Raw genomic sequence first — 18,862 nt, 5'->3', positions numbered from 1 at the left:
GATATGAATCGTTCAAGCGTAAATAATTGTAATTCTCATTCGTCTTCCCTGATATCCATTTCCTTGTGGGACAGCCATGCTCAAGTATCTTATCAACCAATCCAGGGTATTATTGGCAGCCGCTTCATTGGTCACAGTATTCCATGGTGCTTGCAGCGTGTTTCTCGTCGCACAGATCAATTCTGCGCTCACCGCGACCGAGAGCGAACGGGGGACCATGGCGCTCATTTTTATTGCCACTGCCGTTGCCGTGATGCTGAGTTATGTAAGCGCAGCGATTCTTTTCGAGCGCCTGGGACAACGGGCGCACGCGGAACTTCGCAGCTTTGTCGCCAGAAAGGTGCTAGCCGCCGATTACCGTAATCTTGAAACGGTGGGGGCTGCCCGCATACAGTCGGCCCTTGCCGAGCATTGCACGCACGTTGCCGAATTCTTTGTGAGCTTTCCCGTCATCCTGATGAATGCCGTCATCGTCGCCGGATGTCTGCTTTATATGGCGTGGCTTTCATGGCAGGTATTCCTGCTCGCTATCCTTGTGGTTGGCCTGGGGTCCGTGGGATATCATCTTGCCCATCTGCGCGCAATACGCCATTTGAATATTGCGTCCGAAGAGCAGGACAAATTGTTTTCCTATTTTCGGTCCCTGACCGACGGGGCCAAGGAGCTTCGTCTCAATAACCGGAAGCGGAAGGCATTCTATGAGGATGTGCTGTCGGGCTCGATCGAAACCGTGCGCCGCGAAAGGACTTTTGGAATGTCCGTCTTCGTCGCATCCGGTGGATGGGCCCAGTTCCTGCTCTATGTGTTTATCGGGATGGTATTATTCGCATTGGTGAGTGATGGTCCTGACCGAGCTCTGGTCATGACGGGCTACGCGCTGGTGTTCGTTTACATGGTGGGACCGCTCGAAGCGCTTCTGTTGAATATTCCCCGCGCCAATCTGGCCAAGGTTTCTGCGGAGCGGATCGAGGAAATAACGCGGGCGATGACCACATTGGAAATCGAGACCGATAATTCTTCTCCCTCAGGCTTGGAATTCATCGCACTCCAGGGCGTGTTGCACCGGTATTATCATGAACAGAGCGATGAATTGTTCACGCTCGGCCCCATCGACCTGGATTTCCGTCCCGGAGAGATTACTTTTCTAGTGGGGGGCAACGGGAGCGGCAAGACTACTTTGGCCAAGTTGCTGGTTGGACTCTATCCGCCGGAGGAAGGGCAGATAATTTTCAATGGAAAAGTGGTCGATGAGACAAACCGGGACCGCTACAGGCAGCTTTTTTCGACGGTTTTTTCGGATTTCCATCTTTTCGACCGCTTGCTGGAAACGGGCAGAGTTGACCTGGATAATGAAGGCAATCGACTTTTAGCCAAACTGCACCTGCAAAACAAGGTTAAAGTCCAGAACGGGGCTTTCACGACGCTTGCCCTTTCGCAAGGACAGCGCAAGCGTCTCGCTTTAGTGGTTGCCTATCTGGAAAACCGCCCGTTTTTTATATTCGACGAATGGGCAGCGGATCAGGACCCGGTCTTCAAGGAAGTCTTTTACCGCGAGCTCCTTCCGGAATTGCGCGCCATGGGCAAGGCTGTATTGGTGATATCGCACGATGACCGTTACTTTCATCTTGCCGACCGGTTGATACGTATGGAGAGCGGATGCCTGACGTTCAATGGTCGTCCATCACTGAAAGATGCTGCACACGCAATCGCGGCCCCGCCGCTGGTACTTGACCGTATGACATGAAGCAATGAAACGAATGATCACGGTGCCGGGCGTAACCGGAGCACAAGATACCCGGCGCGCGGAGAGACTTTCGATCGGGCGCAATTTTCTTGTACTGGCGCATCGCTGGACGGGTCTTTTATTGGCCGCATTTCTTTTCGTATCCGGCCTTACCGGCGCTGTCATCTCCTGGGATCATGAGCTGGATGAGTGGCTGAATCCCCAATTATACGAAGCAAGGAATGTTGGTGGCATCTCGCAGCCTCCGCTGCTGCTGGCCGATCGACTGGAAGCAGCGGACCCCCGGTTGCTGGTGACCTGGGTTCCACTCTCCGTCGAGCCGGGGCATAACCTTGGCCTGGCAGTAAAGCCGCGCCTCGACCGGGCAACAGGCACGGCCTTCGATCTGGATTTCAACCAGATAGCCCTCGACCCAGTTGATGGAGAAGTGCGCGGCAAGCGCATGTGGGGCGAGATCTCCCTCAGTCGCGAGAATCTGCTGCCGTTTCTGTACAAGCTGCACTACAGCATGCATATTCCGGACGGGTTCGGAATCGAGTTGGGCATATTGTTCATGGGCACTCTTGCGATCATCTGGGCACTCGATTGCTTCATTGCTCTGTGGATTTCATTTCCCAAGGCGAGTGCATGGACCAAATCCTTTGCATTCCGCTGGCGGCAAGGAGGAGCAAGGCTGAACTTCGATCTGCATCGATCCGGTGGAGTGTGGGTATGGGGATTCCTGCTGATCCTGGCTGTGACGGCCGTGTCGATGAATCTCAACCAGCAGGTCATGCGGCCGCTGGTGTCGCTTTTTTCGATGCTATCGCCCAGTCCCTTCACACGTACTCCCAATCCTCCCGACCAGCCTGTCGAGCCGATGGTGGATCGCCACACCATCCTGCAGGGTGCAATAACCGAAGCGGAAAAGCGCGGATGGCATACGCCTCCCGGTGGCATATTTTATGATCCCGAAGTGGGGGTTTATGGTGTGATCTTCTTTGAGCCGGGGAACGACCATGGGGATGTGGGACTGGGAAATCCCTCGCTTTTCTTCGATGGCAAGGATGGAACACCCGCCGGAGCAAATGTGCCGGGTGAGGGCAGTGCGGGCGATATTTTCATGCAGGCGCAGTTTCCGCTGCATTCCGGACGTATCGTCGGTCTTCCCGGACGTATTTTCGTATCCGTCATGGGCCTGCTGGTGGCGATGCTGTCAGTTACGGGAGTGATCATCTGGCAGAAGAAGCGGTGGGCGCGAAAGAAAATGCTGATGAAGGGAGTGGGAGACGTATAGCTGTATTGCCCTGATTTTCGTCATGTCTACACCTTTCTCATTTTTTCCGAAAAACCTGCCCTTGACCATCATCGGTGTGGAATCATTTTTCTGCCCAGTAACGATAGGGCCACTCTGCGGCCAGTCGCAAGTACGGGATAAACCAGTGCAGCGGCGTTTCTGTTGCAGAACAGGAATTTGTTCAACCCACCAAAAAATCCCCTGTCAGCACCGAGTATGGAAAGAAGATGCATTGCATTGGCCCCGTGGTAATAATGCCTCTGCCATATCACGGCCATGCCTTCATTGATTTCCATGCCTTGGGCTCGCAACTCCCGGACCAGATCAGGCCTTGTCCGGGCGTCGATGAGTTCTATCTCGCCTATATTCTTCCGTAGAGCGTAAAGTTTCACAAACGCCGCACAAAAAGGGCATTCTCCGTCATAAATGACGGAGAGGCGATCTGGATCATTCGCAGTTGCTGTCATGCCCACCCCATCCAGCCGCGGACTGCCGAATTGGCTAGCATGACAGCCGGATAAGTCGCGAGAAAAGGCCAGACAAACGCATTCAATCCCATGAAGTAGGCATTGGAAAAATGAAAAAGGGCGAAGCAGCATAGACTTGCAATCGCCACGCCGGGTGGCGCCAATAGAACGAGTGGAAACAGCATTTCCGTCCCGATAGTCAGCCAGCATACGAACTTGCAGAAGCCGGGTCGGTCTGCGGCAAAACCCGCGGCAAGGGAGTGTCCGTATGTTCGGGTTTTCATCACACCGGGCAATGCTTTTCCGTCTCGCCAGACGGGCGAAACAACCTTGGCGGCGCCGGCAACAAAATAGGCGAGGACCGCTTGACCGCTGATTGCAAGAACACCAGAGGCCGTCACGTTTATGTCATCCAGCACAAGGCCGGCGGAAATGATGGCAAGACCTGCAGCAATGACCATTCCCATCTGATCCGATCCATCGCCGCCGAACCAGGTGCGGCGTGACATGTAGAAGCATGAAAGCAGAATGAGCAGGCTGCACGGCAAATCCGCATGATTGGGATAAGGGATCAGCAGCAGAAGTCCCGCGACAATACGGCATACCAGGACAGCAATTACAGCGGATTCCGCATGTACACGATGGCGGATGGACGCCGGGATCACAAGGCGTGGCCGCAGGCGCAGAATATTCCATGTGAGCAAACCATCAGAGCGGAATAGGTGAAGGTTGACAAACCATTCCGCTGCGGAAAGCAGGGCCCATGCAGCCAATAGAGTCTTGGTGATGACGAGGCATAAGGCGATGTCCGCCATGCCCTCAGTTACCATCGGCTATGAAAACTGGAAAGGAATGAACATTCCAGGTTCCGCTCGAGATGCCCTGTAGCTTCGATAATCGCGATTTGAAACTCGGCAGCGTCCGGCTCAGGCTGCACAGCATGGGCTGCGTAATGCAAAAGAAGGAGATAGGGGACGGTGAAAGGAAGTCCGGAGGGTCCCACATCATCGCGTTTCAATAACAGCTTTATTGCCTGGATGGCATCAGTCAGTATCTTCGATGCGCGCTTCTGCGGATTCCACAAGTACGCGAATTTCGGGCGCGACGGATAAACAGGCACGCTTTTCCAGTCTGTCAGCCGCCCATCCCGGCAACGGTCCCTTATAACCAGGTGATAATCCCTGACTCCAGGATTAGGTGCAAAGAATGTCCAGCGTGGAATGATATGAAGTCCGTTAAACCGGTTGATAACGGACTGGAAGCGCGAGTGTTGCGCCAATAATGTGATTACCAGCCAAAGAGTCACTATCGAATAAAGCAGGATAGAGACTAATGACATGAGCTTATATCAGCTCAGCGCGTTCTCGCGAAGTTTCACGAGTGCGTCCAGCGACAGGCCCTCACCTCCTGATAAACCCGCATTGTCACCCGCTACAGCGGTGCCGGCATTACCAATGGGTATCACGATCTGCTCATATTTATCGGACGTATCGGATGTCATTCTTCTTGCTTCTATAACGGCATCCAGTCCCGCAAGTTCCGCCTCGGCAAGTTCTGTCATCATTCCTCCCCAGTCAAAAAAAATATTCCCAAATTTAAAGTTGGATCAGCGCAAGCAGAGTTTTATCTGGAAATCTGATTAAGTGTAGTACAACTTGTGCGCCATGTGCGCTGCTGTGAGCTCTGCTGCTGATAAGGGAATGAAAGGGGGTCGCAACGGAGGGCGCCTGTTAATGGACCCGCAGGGAAATCAATCGAATGTATCCGGTTCCGCAGATTTTGCCAGATCCTGATTTTCATCCATCGGTTCCTGCTCCAGAAATTCCATGATCGCGTAGGTCAGTTCCTTGCAGCCATCCCCCGTCATGGCTGAGATGGCAAAGTTTTTGTCTTTCCAGCCAAGGCTACGGATGAATTTCCTGCATATTTTTTCGCGCTCATTTTCCGGCAGCAGATCGACCTTGTTGAGCACCAGCCAGCGCGGCTTGCGATAGAGCACTTGGTCATACTTCCTCAGTTCTTCGAGAATAGCCCTGGCCTCATGCACCGGATCAACCGCTTCATCGAGCGGCGCAATATCGACGATATGCAACAACAGGCGGGTACGCGCAAGATGCTTCAGGAAGCGGTGTCCAAGTCCCGCGCCTTCCGCTGCGCCTTCGATCAGCCCTGGAATATCAGCCATTACGAAACTGCGGCTCTGATCCACACGCACCACGCCCAGAGCAGGGTGCATGGTGGTGAAAGGGTAATCAGCTACTTTTGGGCGTGCTGCTGAAACTGCCCGAATCAGGGTCGACTTGCCCGCGTTTGGCATGCCGAGCAGTCCCACGTCCGCAAGAACCTTGAGCTCCAGCTTGAGGTCGGCTTCCTCTCCCGGTTCACCCAGCGTGAATTGCCGGGGGGTGCGGTTTGTGCTGGATTTGAAGTGCAGATTGCCTAATCCCCCCGTGCCGCCTTTCGCCAGCAGGATTTTTTGATCATGCTGGGCCAGATCGGCCACCAACTCTCCGGTGACCTCGTTGGTGACAACGGTGCCAACGGGCATGCGCAATACAATATCCTCGGCGCTTTTTCCGTAGCGATCAGAGCCTTGCCCATTTCCGCCGTTTTTTGCGCGGTGGAGGCGAGCAAACCGGTAATCCACCAAGGTATTGATGTTGCGGTCAGCCACCGCAAAAATGCTGCCCCCGCGTCCGCCATCACCGCCGGACGGACCGCCTTTCGGAATGTATTTTTCCCGGCGGAAGGCTGCGACGCCGTCGCCGCCTTTTCCAGCGGTTACATGGATAAATGCTTCGTCAATGTATTTCATGGATCATTTACTCGGATGCAAACAAAAAAGCCCTATCGGGCTGATAGGGCTTTTCCTGAAAGGTAAAATAAATCAAACCGGGATAATGCTCACTGTCTTGCGCTGCGGCAACCCTTTGACCGTGAAGTTTACCTTGCCGTCCACCTTGGCGAACAGTGTATGATCCTTGCCCATTCCGACGTTCTCACCCGGATGAACCCTTGTACCCCGCTGGCGGATGATGATGCTGCCAGCCGGAATCAGTTCGCCGCCAAAGCGCTTCACACCAAGGCGCTTGGAATTGGAGTCCCGCCCGTTACGGGAACTGCCACCTGCTTTTTTATGTGCCATGCCAGACTCTCCTTATACCGAAATATCGGTAATCTGAATTTCGGTGTAGTTCTGCCGGTGCCCCTGCTGTTTCCGATAGTGTTTGCGCCGGCGCATCTTGAAAATGCGGATTTTGTCATGCCTGCCTTGTTCCAGTACGGTTGCTTTGACAGACGCGCCGCTCAGCAAGGGTTTCCCCAGCGAAATATTGTCGCCATCAGCAACCATCAATACCTGGTCGATCAGAAGTTCGCTTCCGATTTCTGCTGGTACCTGTTCTATTTTGAGCTTTAACCCGTTTTCGACCCGGTACTGCTTCCCGCCGGTTTTTATGACTGCGTACATGATGGAATCCTGTTTATTGCGCCCGCCAGGGAGCCATGAAAAGAAGTAGACGCGGATTATACAGAGTCACCCACTCAAGGTAAAGGTCTGTTGTGGATGAGTTTTATGACGCAATCCGAGTTTTGCCCGTTTTCGGGCTTGACACGTTGGCAGCGACATTTCTACCATGGCAGCTTTTTTGCAGGAACCTCCGTGTCAATTGAACGTATCAGAAGCCTGATTGCCCAGGATATGGGCAGGGTGGATACCGTAATTCGTGAAAAACTCCATTCGGAGGTCGTGCTCATCCGGCAGGTAAGCGAATATATCATCAACAGCGGCGGGAAGCGTCTACGGCCCGCCTTGGTAATCCTGTCCGCAGGCGCGTTCGGTTATACCGGACAATACCATTACAATCTTGCCGCCATCGTGGAATTCATCCATACGGCAACCCTCCTGCATGACGACGTCGTGGATGCTTCCGATCTGAGGCGAAGCAAGGCGACTGCAAATGCCCTGTTCGGAAATGCCGCCAGTGTATTGGTCGGGGATTTTCTGTATTCCCGGGCGTTTCAGATGATGGTCGAAGTGGACAATATGCGTGTCATGCGGGTGTTGGCCGATGCGACCAACACGATTGCCGAAGGCGAAGTGTTGCAACTGCTCAATGTTCGCGATCCGGACGTAGATGAGGAAAATTACCTGCGCGTGATCCGCTATAAGACAGCAAAGCTGTTCGAAGCCGCAACGCGGCTCGGCGCGATCCTCGGTAATGCCACGCCGGCGGAGGAAGAGGCGATGGCCGTGTATGGCATGCATCTCGGCACCGCGTTCCAACTCACCGATGACATGCTGGATTATTCCGGGGACTATCAAGAGACCGGCAAGAATCTGGGTGACGACCTGGCAGAAGGCAAGCCCACCCTGCCGTTGATCTATGCCATGAAAACAGGATCGAGCGCCCAGGCAGAGATCATACGCAGCGCCATCGAGCAGGGAGGCGAGGGAGGCTTTCAGCCCGTGCTGGAAGTTATCCAGCAGACCGGAGCATTGGATTATGCCAGACAACGGGCGCAAGCCGAATCCGAAACGGCATCCAATATGATTTCCTCACTGCCGGATTCAGACTACAAGCAATCCCTGCTGGATCTGGGCACCTTTGCGGTGGCGAGAAATTATTAATAGTTTTACCTGGACCTAATTCGCCTGCTTGGCAGGGGCGCGGTGGCGCAGTCACCGCGCTAATTTGGATTGCTCCGAAACCCCTTCCTGCGTACAATTGCAGCCCACGTGCCTGACATGAATTGTTCCAGGCATCGCAAGTATCAAAATCGGTTTTTCGGGGTGTAGCTCAGCCTGGTAGAGTACTGCGTTCGGGACGCAGGAGTCGGAGGTTCGAATCCTCTCACCCCGACCATTCGGTTTGTTCACATTGGCGTTTTCGACTGCTTTTATCTGGAAACGCTGTCATATGCGGAATATCTGCGTCATTCATTCCTGACTTATGCAAGCGGGTCAGATTTGGTCCTCTCCCCACGTCTGCAAGTGCAGAGAGAACCAAGGAGAGAAGAAACAGGTTAACCGAACCATTTATTCCCCTTGACACGGTTGCTCTCCCACGAGTGGGAGAGGGGCCAGGGGAGAGGGCGGCCTTGGCGGATTTTTATCTCCTCTCAAGCTTGCGCCCTAATGCATAAGCGGTAGAATGCCGTACATGTCATTTAACTGCTTGCCGCCGGTTTCGATACCGCAACGGAGATTCCAGCTTGGGTAGAATCCTGTTCTTCGCCCTTATTGCCCTTCTTTTTTTCTGGGTAATAAGGAGCTACCGCCGCGCTCTCAAAAAACGTGAGGAGATGCATAAACAGCCTCAATCTCTCGAGGGTGAGGATATGGTCCGATGTATTTACTGCGGTGTCCATTTGCCCAGAAGCGAGAGTATTGCTTCGGAAGGCAATTTTTTTTGCAGTGATGAGCATCGGCGACTGCACCTGCAATCTGAATCGTGAACCTGACGGTGCAAACGGGTTACAGCCGGCAAAATGAGGCAGCCAGCAGCGGCCGACAGGATGACTGCCTCATGCAGATCGACGCAACGGGATGTGCGAGCGGCATCCGCTTCATCGCTTCGCCCAATTTCGACGAACGTCCCGCCGGGTGTGCAATCAGTCTGCTGGTGATTCACAACATCAGCCTTCCCCCCGATGAGTTTGGTGGGGACGGCGTAGTCGATTTATTCACCAACAGACTTGATCCGGAAGCCCATCCCTACTACCGCGCCATTCACGGACTCAGGGTTTCCAGCCACTTTTATATCCGCCGGACAGGGGAAATCATTCAATTCGTCCCGTGCGAAAAACGCGCCTGGCACGCGGGGGAGTCCTGCTGGCAGGGCAGGGACCGGTGCAACGATTTTTCTATCGGTATCGAACTCGAGGGCAGCGATTCACACTCTTTTACCGATTCTCAATACGGAGCGCTGGTCGAACTCACGCTGGAGCTGCAAAAAGCGTATTCCATCGAGCACATCGCGGGGCATTCCGATATTGCGCCAGGTCGCAAGACCGACCCAGGCCCCTGTTTCGACTGGGAGCGTTATCGCGCAGCGCTCACTGCCCCGCGTTAAGCCTTATTTCGAGGCTTGCGCAGTCTCTCGGCTAAGCATCAGAGAGAAGAACTCATCCTGTCATCTGGATGAGGCGCGCGCTTTTTCCTTGGACGAGGCAGAACTATTCCCGCGCGAATTCACGCCATCCGAAAAAATTCCCTGGCTCCGCAAATAGTCCTCGTAGTTGCCCTTGAAATCGACGACTCCCTCCGGCTTCATTTCAACGATGCGTGTTGCGAGAGACGACACAAATTCGCGGTCATGGGAAACGAAAATCAGTGTGCCTGTATATTTTTCCAAGGCTGCATTAAGCGATTCGATGGATTCCATGTCGAGATGGTTGGTGGGTTCGTCCATCAGCAATACATTGTTTCTTTGCAGCATCAGCTTGCCAAACAGCATACGCCCTTCCTCTCCGCCGGAAATGACGTTCACCGATTTTCTGACTTCATCGCCCGAAAACAGCAATCTGCCAAGCACACTCCGTACCGCCTGATCGTCATCGTGCTCACCACGCCACTGCATCATCCATTCGGTAAGCGATACATCGTTGTCGAAGTCCGCGGCATGATCCTGCGCAAAATAGCCAGGACGCGCTTTCTCCGCCCATTTGACTTCTCCCGCATCAGGCGACAGATCACCGGCAAGGCAACGCAGCAAGGTCGTCTTGCCAATACCGTTCGGACCGATAATCGCAATTTTTTCGCCCGCTTCCACATTCATGCTGAATTTGTGGAACAGCGGTTTTTGCATTCCGGCAAAACCTTTGGTGATGCTTTGCACCGATACCGCCAGGCGGTGCAGCTTCTCGCGCTCGTCCATGTCCAGGCGGATGTATGGATATTGTCGGCTTGAAGGTTTCACATCCTCCAGCTTTATTTTTTCGATCTGGCGGGCACGGCTGGTCGCTTGCCGTGCTTTGGAGGCGTTGGCGGAAAATCGGCTCACGAACGACTGCAATTCAGCAATCTGGGCTTTTTTCTTCGCGTTGTCGGCCAGCATGCGCTCTCGCACCTGGGTAGAGGCGAGCATGTAGTCATCGTAATTTCCCGGATAGATGCGGATTTCGCCATAATCCAGGTCAGCCATGTGGGTACATACGCTGTTCAGGAAATGCCGGTCATGCGAAATGATGACAATCGTGCTCCTGCTGGTGTTGATGACATCTTCAAGCCAGCGGATGGTATTGATATCGAGATTATTGGTGGGCTCGTCCAGGAGCAGGATATCCGGATCGGCAAACAACGCCTGGGCAAGCAGTATGCGCAGTTTGAAGCCGGGTGCCACAGCGCTCATCAGCCCCTGATGTTGCGGCAGCGGTATGCCCACCCCGAGTAGCAGTTCTCCCGCGCGCGCTTCGGCGGAATAGCCATCCAGTTCAGCGAATCTCGCTTCCAGTTCCGCGGCGCGCATGTAGTCATCTTCCGTCGCATCGGGATCGGCATAAATTGCGTCGCGTTCTTCCTTTACGCGCCACAGTTCTTCATGCCCCATCATCACCGTATCGATTACGAGACAATTTTCGAAAGCGAACTGGTCCTGGCGCAATTTTCCCACGCGCTCACCCGCATCTACACTGACATTGCCGGAAGTAGGCTCCAGATCGCTCCCCAGGATTTTCATGAAGGTCGATTTCCCACACCCGTTGGCGCCGATCAATCCATAGCGATTGCCATCGCCGAACTTGACCGAGACATTCTCGAAAAGGGGTTTTGCCCCAAACTGCATGGTGATATTGGCTGTTGTAATCAACGTCTTTTCCTCTCTCTGTCCCCGAGAAGGGGCTGGAAAAAACTCTCCATTATACGTTTCCTACAGCAGAAACGGAATATGATTCTCCATGGAGGGGCAAACAGGGAACCGGTAAACAGGGCTCGCAGACATCCCGACTTATTGAGAGATTCCTCGGTTTTCACCTGATCCTGTATCATTACCGTTTCGGCTTAAATCGGTGTTTTATGAAGATTACATTTCTGGATTTCGAGCAGCCGATTGCTGAGCTTGAAGCGAAAATAGAAGAGTTGCGTTTTGCCCAGGACGACTCAGCGGTCGATATTTCAGCCGAGATCCTGCGCCTGCAAAAGAAAAGCCAGTCCCTCACCAACAGCATATACGGGAAGCTCACGCCCTGGCAGATTTCACAAGTCGCGCGCCATCCACAGCGCCCCTATACGCTCGATTACATTCAGAATCTTTTCACGGATTTCGAAGAACTCCACGGCGACCGTGGCTTTGCGGATGACTATGCCATAATAGGCGGGTTGGCGCGTTTTAACGGCCAGGCAGTCATGGTGATCGGCCACCAGAAGGGGCGTGACACCAAGGAAAAAATTCATCGCAATTTTGGCATGCCCAAGCCCGAGGGATATCGCAAGGCGCTGCGCCTGATGCGCCTGGCAGAAAAATTCGCCATCCCGCTGTTCACATTCATCGATACGCCAGGCGCATATCCCGGCATTGGGGCGGAAGAACGCGGCCAGTCAGAAGCGATTGGACACAACCTGTATGTAATGGCGGAATTGAAAGTGCCGGTGATCTGCACCGTTATCGGGGAGGGCGGGTCTGGCGGCGCACTGGCGGTGGCAGTGGGCGACTCAATCCAGATGCTGCAATATGCAACCTATTCCGTCATTTCTCCTGAAGGCTGTGCCTCCATCCTTTGGAAAAGCGCTGACAAGGCACCTGAAGCTGCCGAGATCATGGGAATCACGGCGCATCGCCTCAAAAGCCTGGACCTGATAGACATGATCATCAGCGAGCCCTCCGGAGGTGCGCATCGTGATCATCCCGCAACCATGCAAGCCGTAAGGAAAGCCTTGCAGGACTCGCTCAAGCTCCTGCAGGACTATTCCATCGAAACGTTGCTGGAGAAACGCTTTGAGCGGCTGATGGGATATGGCAAGTTCAAGGAAGTCAAAGTCAGATAATATCTCACGCAGGGCGCAGCATGTATTGCGTACGCAGGTCCAAACCGGCGATCATCTGACGGTTGCATTGAGCGGGGGAGTGGATTCGGCAGTGTTGCTGCACCTGCTAGTCCCGCTTGTCTCGCAAATGCAGCTCCCGCTCTCCGCCGTTCATGTCAACCACGGCATCAGCCCCAATGCAGACAAATGGAGTGAATTCTGCCGAAATCTGTGCCAGTCCCGAAACATTCCCCTTGAAATTGCCAGAGTAAAAGTCATGCGCGAGCCAGGAATCAGTCTGGAAGCTGCGGCGCGTGAAGAACGCTATCGCATCTTTCGAAATCTCCAAACCGATTATGTGGTGCTGGCCCAGCATCTGGACGACCAGGCAGAAACGCTGCTGCTGCAATTGCTGCGTGGTGCAGGGGTAAAGGGTCTGAGCGCGATGCCGGTTGTGAGAACCGTGCGAAAAGAAATGGACGAGCAAGTCTCGACAGGCCCCGTCCCTGCACTTGAGCGCCGCCCGAAGCTGCTTCGGCCTCTGCTAGATGTTTCGCGGCGGGAGATCGAAGACTATGCGAGAGAGCATGCTTTGCAGTGGATTACCGATGAAAGCAACGACGAGGTATCTTTTGATCGGAATTTTCTGCGCCACGCACTTTTTCCGCTCCTGGAGATGCGCTTCCCCGCTTATCGTACGACTTTCCTGCGCGCCAGCCGCCATATGGCAGAGGCATCGGCTTTACTGGATGAATTGGCTGAAGTCGATAGCGCGCAATGTGCAGTGCCCGGAAAGCTCCATGTCGAAGACTTACGGAAACTGGGTCTTCCGCGTGCCCGGAACCTGCTGCGCTACACGCTGGCACAGCATGGCGTCATACTGCCCAGTACGGTAAAGCTCGAAGAAATTCTGCGGCAACTGCTCTCCTCGTGCCCCGATACAAAACTGCATGTCATTTTCGGGAATACAGAAATCCGGTGCTTCAGAAGTCGGGTACATATACGAAAAGTCCAAGCGATTCCCGCGGCTCGCTGGCACTTGGTCTGGCAGGGAGAAGAATGCCTTCCCACCCCTGAATTTGGCGGAACCCTCCGGTTTACACGTTGTATAGGCGCAGGGATTGGTTTACAAAAGATCAACGAGCAGTCCATAACGATCCGTCTGCGCCAGGGCGGGGAACGCCTGCGTCCAGACTGCAATCGTCCGCGCCGCAGCCTTAAAAACCTGCTACGGGAAGCATCGCTTCCACCCTGGCAACGGCAAAGGCTACCGCTCATATTCAGCGGAGAGCAGCTGGTCTGTGTACCAGGGATTGGGGTAGACTGCGACTTTCAGGCAGCGGACGACGAACAGGGTCTCGTGGTGGAGTGGCAGGCAAATCCAGGCTCTCCATGGGGAGGACGCGAGATTCCTCATTCAGCCTGATGAAAGAGGAAAGAGTTTCCACAAATTCGTCATTCCGGGCTTGACCCGGAATCTATTTCGTTGACTCACCCATTGTGCCTGAAGCTCCTCCGGGGTTCATTGCTGCTGCTTCTTCCTCAGCAGGGCTACCTATCGGATACACTGATTTCCCTGTCAGAACGCTCCTTACCACAATTCAAACACCAGCACTTCCGCCTTTTGACCCTGGTCGAGAACCAGACGGTCTTCGTTGGTAAGCATGGCGGCATCTCCCGTTTCAAGCGGATGGCCATTCAGTGATACATGGCCGCACGCAATGTGGACGTAAACATCATCACCTGAGCCAATACTGTGTTCAATTCGCTCGCCCGCATCCACCAGTCCAGCGAACATCTTCGCATCGGTCTGTATTTTTACAGAACCATTGGCGCCATCCGGCGAGGCGACCAGGCGTAGCTTCCCGCGCTTTTCCGCTTCATCAAAGTATTTCTCCTCATAGCCGGGCGGAATACCGGTCTTGTTGGGCAGGAACCAGATTTGCAGGAAATGAACTTTTTCGCTCTGCGAGGCGTTGAATTCGCTGTGCCGCACGCCAGTTCCTGCACTCATGCGCTGCACGCTGCCGGGGCGGATCACTGAACCGCCCCCGGTACTGTCTTTATGTGCCAGCGCGCCTTCCAGCACATAGCTGACAATCTCCATATCGCGATGCCCATGCGTGCCAAAACCCTGCCCTGGCTGAACGGTATCGTCATTGATCACCCGCAACGAACGAAACTGCGTATGCTCAGGATCGTAATAATCCGCGAAAGAAAAGCTGTGCCAGGAATTCAGCCAGCCGTGGTCGGCATGACCCCGCTCATGGGCGCGACGTAGTTGGATCATTTAAATGCTCCTTTCAGTGAGGCGGAAAAAGGGGGTTATCAAGTTCGGCGATTGGCGCGGCAGTTTCCTCTTTATGCTTAGTCATGCCCCCCGTCGCCGCTGTACTGTCGGTTGACGCTGTCGGCGCGCCGCCGATGAAATGCGAAACTCGCGGTGCTTCCCTGCCTGTATGAAAGCAGTTGACGTTTTCCTGCACACGCTGGTCCTCGCGGGTAACGCGTGCATGCTGGCGTAAATGATCCAGCCAGGAGGCCTGCTGGAAGAATTCGATATAACGCCCCGGCTTCTCGAGGTCCTCAAAGACTCCCCAGGCAAACGCCCCATCGCGCCGGCGCGATGCCCCCAGGGAGCGGATTGCTTCCAGGAAGGCTCGCCGCTGATCCAGCGCAATCTCATATTCGACAGTGACCAGCACGGGTCCGCGGCGCAAATCAGGTTCTTCCATTGCTGGAGGATGTGGCCGCCAATGATATGAAGGAGCAAGATCTGGGGCCTTCCGGGAGCCCAGGCTGAAATTGCGAACGGCCAGCGCTGCCACCATAGTCCCGACCGAGGATAGCAGGAGCGCGGTGGGAACGGTGGTGCTGGCAGCAACCCAGCCCCAAAACAGGCTTCCCAATGCCAGGCCGGCGGAGAAAACCATGATATAGAGAGACAGTGCGCGTCCCCGAACCCATGCAGGAACAGCGGTCTGTGCAGTAACCTGCAGCGACCAGAGCACGCCAACCCATGCTGCGCCGGAAAGCGTCATGACGGCATAAAGCATCTCTTCGCTCTGCAGCGTTGCCAGCGCCATGATCGTTGCCGCATAAATCAGGCTTGCCATCAGCACCAGGCGATCGCGGGAGACAAGCTCATGCAGGCGGGGCAGAACAAGGAGACCGCAAACCGCCCCGATACCGACGAAGGAGAGCAAGAGTCCATAAGTTCCGGGTCCCCCGCCCAATTCGACTCGTGCAATCAGCGGAAGCAATGCCCATCCCGCGGCTGCGAAGAGAATAAAAGCCGTGGTGCGAATCAGCACCGCACGGAAAGGCGATGCTATATGGGCATAGCGCACCCCGGCGCGCAACGCCTGAAAGAAGCGTTCGGGCGGCAATGATCGTTCTTCCGGTTCACGTTTCCACCGCCACAGCACGGCAATCATGCCTATAAATGAGAGTGCATTCAGGCTATAAGCGGCCCATGCGCCGATCTGGGCCAGCAACACGCCGGCAATGGCAGGTCCGAGGGAACGCGACAGATTCATTGACAACGAACTCAATGCGACCGCTTCCGGCAGCATATTCCGGGGAACGAGCTCGGGGGCAGTGACGTTCAGCGCAGGGGTCGCCAGTGAGGCGCCAATGCCGAGAGCGAAGGTCAGAATCAACAGGTTCCAGATATCGATCTGATCGGTAGCAGCAAGCACGGCGAGCATTGTCGCGGCAAGCGCCATCCATATTTGCGTGAAGAGCAGGTAACGTCGCCGGTCTACGATATCGGTCAGCGCACCCGCGGCCAGCGCGAACAGTACCATGGGTAACGAAGTGGCCGCCTGCACCAGAGACACCATCACCGGTGAAGGAGAGAGATCAGTCATTACCCAGGCTGAGGAAACTCCGTTTATCCAGGTGCCGATGTTGGATGCGAGTGCAGCGAACCAGAAAGCACGAAACAGCGGTACCTTGAGCGGGCCGTATATGACCCCATGCGAACTGCCCGAGACAGCCTCACCCGCGTTTTTATTCATCATGAAATCCGGTTTTTAGGGGAGGCGCTTTTTAGAGGAAGCTCGCGTTAGCTAACGGATTTGCATCGGCTTCTCGCAGCTTGAGGATTAGCGCGGGCGGCAGGGCTGCGCACTCTTCCGGCCTGCGCGGACTCCTCCCGAAGGAAGAACTCTCATCGTATAGTTTTTGTATTTTATATATAGATCATTTTGTTCTTAAATCAAGTTGTATTCCAGGCGCATTTTTTGAGATCACCGGCGATAACGGATTACGGTTTCTCGCACCCTGGAATGGGTATCCTGGTTCAATCATCAGCAGTTGCTTGAATCCATCGATGACAAGCAACCGCCGAGGCCAAAGAAAGGTGCTATCAACAACTCGCGGCAAAGGCTGCCGAGCCTGTTTTACTTTAACCAGACAGCCTTCTCAAAACCCCGGAGGAAGAATGGAACAACGTGATATAGACATATCTTTTCCAGAAAATGGAAAACAGGCAACAGCCGGATAATTGCTGAGCAGGCAGGTCGCTTGAAGATGACGGCGCTTGAAGATGACGGCGCTTGAAGATGACGGCAATAGTGCGCGAAAAAATGTTACCCGGATTATTCCATACGGTCACGCAGACAGGGGCATCTATGTACTTCAGCCTGAATAATAAGTTTGTTTAATAGATAGATCGATGGAGATTGTGATGCAGCAAAAGATTTTATCCAGCTTTTTTCTCCTGCTTCTTGCGTTTGCCTCAGAGCTCCTTGCGCAACAAGCCTATGAGGATGAGCCTGAAATGACGCCGGTGGCTGCGCCATCCAAGGTCAGAGTTGAGATCAACAAGAAATATTTCGAGGTTTGTGAAGCAGAGCTGGGACCATTTCCTCAGGAAACCATTCACTGTCCGGATGCAGTGCTGATTCCGACCGAGCGCACGCTTGCCGACGGCAAAGTGATCGAGCTTGGTAATGATTTCCCGGAGAGCACTCCCCGGTTCCGCAATTCCGAAACCGGGCAGCTCAAGTTGAATGTCGACACCCGGTTATTCGATGACATCACCTCCTGCGACAAGCCCAGCGGCATTTTTCGGGACATGCGTAATGCTGGCTGTATCCCCGGCAATCGCATCAAACACCTGACAAATCAGATCAAGGGCGGGCAAACCGTCGATTGGATCTACATATGCCGGAAAAATAGCAATTTTTCGAAGCAGGGGGATCATTACAATGAACTGGGCCTGATCGGCTACAACCGGCATACGGGTAAAACCTGCTATTTTGCCGGGCAGCCAACGCAAACCCTCAAGGTCAATGGGAAGTGGACGGTCATCGAGAAGAACAATGAAGGTGAGCCGGTCGAAACCATCAGAACGGAAGCGGAGGTTGCTCTGATTCCGGGGGAAAAGATTCCTGCGCCAGGCTTCAGTAAATTCGATGAAAAAATGGTGGTCCACTGGTCGGTGCCGACCCTTGGGGGCTGCACCCGTTGTCACTCCAACGGTCCGTTCATTCGCTACCCATTCAATGAGCCGGTCTGCCTGGTTGCCGGCAGCTCTGCCAACTGTGTCAGAAGTTTTTCCAGCAACGAGGCTTGCGGCAAATATCTTGCACAAACCTATGCGCCGGGCGACCGCATCAAATATCAGTGCAAGGTTCTGAAACCAAACCGCCGGTCGGGAATGCTGTACTCGGTGGTTTCTCCTTTTGATGGAGACGGTACGCTCAACAAATTTTTACTGGCGATGAGCGAAGCCGACAAAAAAGATAAATATTATGAAGACCTGATGCAGTATCCCTGGGAAAAGCCCAGGCGTCTGGTCAGCCCCGAGGCGAAAGCGTGCGCGCAATGCCATGCACTCGGAAATGGTGTCTACGCCACTTTTGTTAATTACCTGTTTTCCGTCCACAGCCTGAAGGACGAAAAATTTCATCCCGCGGTTGGCGAAAACTGGCGTGCTCGTTTGTTTTTGTCGAATGTTTCCGAGACTCAGCGCAGCGATAGCGTGCACGATAAAAAGATAAAGAGCGAAGGTATCCTGCCGATCAGGGTCAGCGCCAAATCGATCAAGGAGGAGAACGAATTACGGGAAAAACTATCGCTCGGACACTATCGGACGGCCTTGCAAAAGATCAATGATTGCGACCGGCAGCCGGGAAATTGCCAATGGGACGATCACTGGACGATGGAGCGGGTCAAAAAGGAACCGTTCAAATATTTGCAGGAACATTGCAGCTATTGCCATACACCGGAAATGGCCAAGCCGGTTTTAATGACCGAAGCTGATTTCAAGCACCGCGATCTGGTCGACAAAATCATAGGCCGCATGCACGAACCGATCAATCCGATGCCCCCCAGCGGGCAACTGCCAGGTTCGGTGTTAAATGTCCTGTCCGACTATCTGCGCAAAGCAAATAATTAAAGGA

At 54.1% G+C, this 18,862-nt stretch carries 18 protein-coding genes, 1 tRNA gene and 1 pseudogene; 10 read left to right on the top strand and 10 right to left on the bottom strand.

Translation table 11 applies throughout. The features are described from left to right. Positions 1-76 precede the first annotated feature (76 nt). Both C8R21_RS10680 and C8R21_RS10675 read left to right on the top strand, forming a co-directional pair. Positions 77-1,744 (top strand): cyclic peptide export ABC transporter, encoded by a 1,668-nt coding sequence (locus tag C8R21_RS10680; protein WP_107762677.1) that lies wholly within the window; start codon positions 77-79, stop codon positions 1,742-1,744. Positions 1,745-1,748: 4 nt separating this feature from the next. After that, positions 1,749-3,020 carry a PepSY-associated TM helix domain-containing protein gene (locus tag C8R21_RS10675; protein WP_258192359.1) on the top strand — a complete coding sequence of 424 codons (1,272 nt, stop codon included), beginning with the start codon at positions 1,749-1,751 and terminating at the stop codon, positions 3,018-3,020. A gap of 68 nt (positions 3,021-3,088) precedes the next feature. Here C8R21_RS10675 and C8R21_RS10670 read toward each other — a convergent pair whose 3' ends face one another. From C8R21_RS10670 to rplU, 7 genes are all read right to left on the bottom strand, one after another. Further along, complete coding sequence (locus C8R21_RS10670; RefSeq protein ID WP_181258905.1) at positions 3,089-3,487, bottom strand: DCC1-like thiol-disulfide oxidoreductase family protein; 399 nt, start codon at positions 3,485-3,487, stop codon at positions 3,089-3,091. Further along, the gene (locus C8R21_RS15895) at positions 3,484-4,317 is read right to left on the bottom strand and encodes a hypothetical protein (RefSeq protein WP_219906641.1); all 834 of its coding nucleotides are present in this window, start codon (positions 4,315-4,317) and stop codon (positions 3,484-3,486) included. Before C8R21_RS15895 ends, C8R21_RS10670 begins: the two co-directional genes overlap by 4 nt. Further along, complete coding sequence (locus C8R21_RS15650; RefSeq protein WP_146162471.1) at positions 4,311-4,826, bottom strand: hypothetical protein; 516 nt, start codon at positions 4,824-4,826, stop codon at positions 4,311-4,313. The genes C8R21_RS15895 and C8R21_RS15650 overlap by 7 nt, the downstream gene beginning before the upstream one ends. A gap of 9 nt (positions 4,827-4,835) precedes the next feature. Continuing rightward, positions 4,836-5,051, bottom strand: a complete 216-nt coding sequence (locus tag C8R21_RS10655; protein ID WP_133670000.1) for a hypothetical protein — start codon at positions 5,049-5,051, stop codon at positions 4,836-4,838. Between the two features lie 186 nt (positions 5,052-5,237). Beyond that, on the bottom strand, positions 5,238-6,302 hold the full coding sequence (cgtA, locus tag C8R21_RS10650; protein WP_107762671.1) for an Obg family GTPase CgtA: 1,065 nt from the start codon (positions 6,300-6,302) through the stop codon (positions 5,238-5,240). A gap of 72 nt (positions 6,303-6,374) precedes the next feature. Next, complete coding sequence (rpmA, locus tag C8R21_RS10645; RefSeq protein ID WP_074972805.1) at positions 6,375-6,632, bottom strand: 50S ribosomal protein L27; 258 nt, start codon at positions 6,630-6,632, stop codon at positions 6,375-6,377. 12 nt (positions 6,633-6,644) lie between these two features. Continuing rightward, positions 6,645-6,956, bottom strand: a complete 312-nt coding sequence (rplU, locus tag C8R21_RS10640; RefSeq protein WP_074972803.1) for a 50S ribosomal protein L21 — start codon at positions 6,954-6,956, stop codon at positions 6,645-6,647. Between the two features lie 192 nt (positions 6,957-7,148). Between rplU and ispB the strand changes: the two genes are divergently transcribed. The 4 genes from ispB to ampD all read left to right on the top strand — a co-directional run bounded on the left by ispB (position 7,149) and on the right by ampD (position 9,561). After that, a complete protein-coding gene (gene ispB, locus C8R21_RS10635) occupies positions 7,149-8,117 on the top strand; it encodes an octaprenyl diphosphate synthase (protein ID WP_107762687.1) in 969 nt (322 codons plus the stop codon). Between the two features lie 158 nt (positions 8,118-8,275). Further along, positions 8,276-8,352 (top strand) — tRNA-Pro (locus C8R21_RS10630). A 349-nt stretch (positions 8,353-8,701) separates the two neighbouring features. Next, positions 8,702-8,944: a PP0621 family protein gene (locus tag C8R21_RS16435; protein WP_107762670.1), complete on the top strand. Its 243-nt coding sequence runs from the start codon at positions 8,702-8,704 to the stop codon at positions 8,942-8,944. Positions 8,945-9,015: 71 nt separating this feature from the next. Then, positions 9,016-9,561 carry a 1,6-anhydro-N-acetylmuramyl-L-alanine amidase AmpD gene (ampD, locus tag C8R21_RS10620; RefSeq protein WP_107762686.1) on the top strand — a complete coding sequence of 182 codons (546 nt, stop codon included), beginning with the start codon at positions 9,016-9,018 and terminating at the stop codon, positions 9,559-9,561. Positions 9,562-9,621: 60 nt separating this feature from the next. On the opposite strand, the gene C8R21_RS10615 is transcribed toward ampD, so the two are convergent. After that, a complete protein-coding gene (locus tag C8R21_RS10615) occupies positions 9,622-11,295 on the bottom strand; it encodes an ABC-F family ATPase (protein WP_107762669.1) in 1,674 nt (557 codons plus the stop codon). A 206-nt stretch (positions 11,296-11,501) separates the two neighbouring features. Here C8R21_RS10615 and C8R21_RS10610 point away from each other — a divergent pair, with 206 nt between their 5' ends. After that, positions 11,502-12,470 (top strand): acetyl-CoA carboxylase carboxyltransferase subunit alpha, encoded by a 969-nt coding sequence (locus C8R21_RS10610; protein ID WP_107762668.1) that lies wholly within the window; start codon positions 11,502-11,504, stop codon positions 12,468-12,470. Beyond that, the gene (tilS, locus tag C8R21_RS10605; RefSeq protein WP_107762667.1) at positions 12,439-13,875 is read left to right on the top strand and encodes a tRNA lysidine(34) synthetase TilS; all 1,437 of its coding nucleotides are present in this window, start codon (positions 12,439-12,441) and stop codon (positions 13,873-13,875) included. The genes C8R21_RS10610 and tilS overlap by 32 nt, the downstream gene beginning before the upstream one ends. Before the next feature lie 165 nt (positions 13,876-14,040). Here tilS and C8R21_RS10600 read toward each other — a convergent pair whose 3' ends face one another. Together C8R21_RS10600 and C8R21_RS10595 are read right to left on the bottom strand one after the other, a co-directional pair. Further along, complete coding sequence (locus C8R21_RS10600) at positions 14,041-14,739, bottom strand: pirin family protein (protein ID WP_107762666.1); 699 nt, start codon at positions 14,737-14,739, stop codon at positions 14,041-14,043. Positions 14,740-14,752: 13 nt separating this feature from the next. Next, positions 14,753-16,474, bottom strand: a complete 1,722-nt coding sequence (locus tag C8R21_RS10595; RefSeq protein ID WP_258192358.1) for an MFS transporter — start codon at positions 16,472-16,474, stop codon at positions 14,753-14,755. A gap of 259 nt (positions 16,475-16,733) precedes the next feature. Here C8R21_RS10595 and C8R21_RS16670 point away from each other — a divergent pair. Both C8R21_RS16670 and C8R21_RS10590 read left to right on the top strand, forming a co-directional pair. Continuing rightward, positions 16,734-16,864, top strand: a pseudogene (locus tag C8R21_RS16670) (IS3 family transposase); the annotation flags it as partial. A 278-nt stretch (positions 16,865-17,142) separates the two neighbouring features. Continuing rightward, positions 17,143-18,858, top strand: a complete 1,716-nt coding sequence (locus tag C8R21_RS10590; protein WP_146162470.1) for a hypothetical protein — start codon at positions 17,143-17,145, stop codon at positions 18,856-18,858. Positions 18,859-18,862: the final 4 nt, after the last annotated feature.

Source organism: Nitrosospira multiformis (assembly GCF_003050865.1).
GTDB classification, from domain to species: domain Bacteria; phylum Pseudomonadota; class Gammaproteobacteria; order Burkholderiales; family Nitrosomonadaceae; genus Nitrosospira; species Nitrosospira multiformis_E.
This window is presented reverse-complemented; position numbering and strand designations above follow the sequence as displayed.

What these genes read in the sequence shown, in the direction of transcription:
- cgtA (WP_107762671.1), bottom strand. Translation starts at nt 6,302, where the DNA reads ATGAAATACATTGACGAAGCATTTATCCATGTAACCGCTGGAAAAGGC.
- rpmA (WP_074972805.1), bottom strand. Translation starts at nt 6,632, where the DNA reads ATGGCACATAAAAAAGCAGGTGGCAGTTCCCGTAACGGGCGGGACTCC.
- C8R21_RS15895 (WP_219906641.1), bottom strand. Translation starts at nt 4,317, where the DNA reads ATGGTAACTGAGGGCATGGCGGACATCGCCTTATGCCTCGTCATCACC.
- C8R21_RS10675 (WP_258192359.1), top strand. Translation starts at nt 1,749, where the DNA reads ATGAAACGAATGATCACGGTGCCGGGCGTAACCGGAGCACAAGATACC.
- C8R21_RS10595 (WP_258192358.1), bottom strand. Translation starts at nt 16,474, where the DNA reads ATGATGAATAAAAACGCGGGTGAGGCTGTCTCGGGCAGTTCGCATGGG.
- C8R21_RS10610 (WP_107762668.1), top strand. Translation starts at nt 11,502, where the DNA reads ATGAAGATTACATTTCTGGATTTCGAGCAGCCGATTGCTGAGCTTGAA.
- C8R21_RS10670 (WP_181258905.1), bottom strand. Translation starts at nt 3,487, where the DNA reads ATGACAGCAACTGCGAATGATCCAGATCGCCTCTCCGTCATTTATGAC.
- C8R21_RS10680 (WP_107762677.1), top strand. Translation starts at nt 77, where the DNA reads ATGCTCAAGTATCTTATCAACCAATCCAGGGTATTATTGGCAGCCGCT.
- C8R21_RS10590 (WP_146162470.1), top strand. Translation starts at nt 17,143, where the DNA reads ATGCAGCAAAAGATTTTATCCAGCTTTTTTCTCCTGCTTCTTGCGTTT.
- rplU (WP_074972803.1), bottom strand. Translation starts at nt 6,956, where the DNA reads ATGTACGCAGTCATAAAAACCGGCGGGAAGCAGTACCGGGTCGAAAAC.
- C8R21_RS15650 (WP_146162471.1), bottom strand. Translation starts at nt 4,826, where the DNA reads ATGTCATTAGTCTCTATCCTGCTTTATTCGATAGTGACTCTTTGGCTG.
- tilS (WP_107762667.1), top strand. Translation starts at nt 12,439, where the DNA reads ATGGCAAGTTCAAGGAAGTCAAAGTCAGATAATATCTCACGCAGGGCG.
- C8R21_RS10655 (WP_133670000.1), bottom strand. Translation starts at nt 5,051, where the DNA reads ATGATGACAGAACTTGCCGAGGCGGAACTTGCGGGACTGGATGCCGTT.
- C8R21_RS10600 (WP_107762666.1), bottom strand. Translation starts at nt 14,739, where the DNA reads ATGATCCAACTACGTCGCGCCCATGAGCGGGGTCATGCCGACCACGGC.
- ampD (WP_107762686.1), top strand. Translation starts at nt 9,016, where the DNA reads ATGCAGATCGACGCAACGGGATGTGCGAGCGGCATCCGCTTCATCGCT.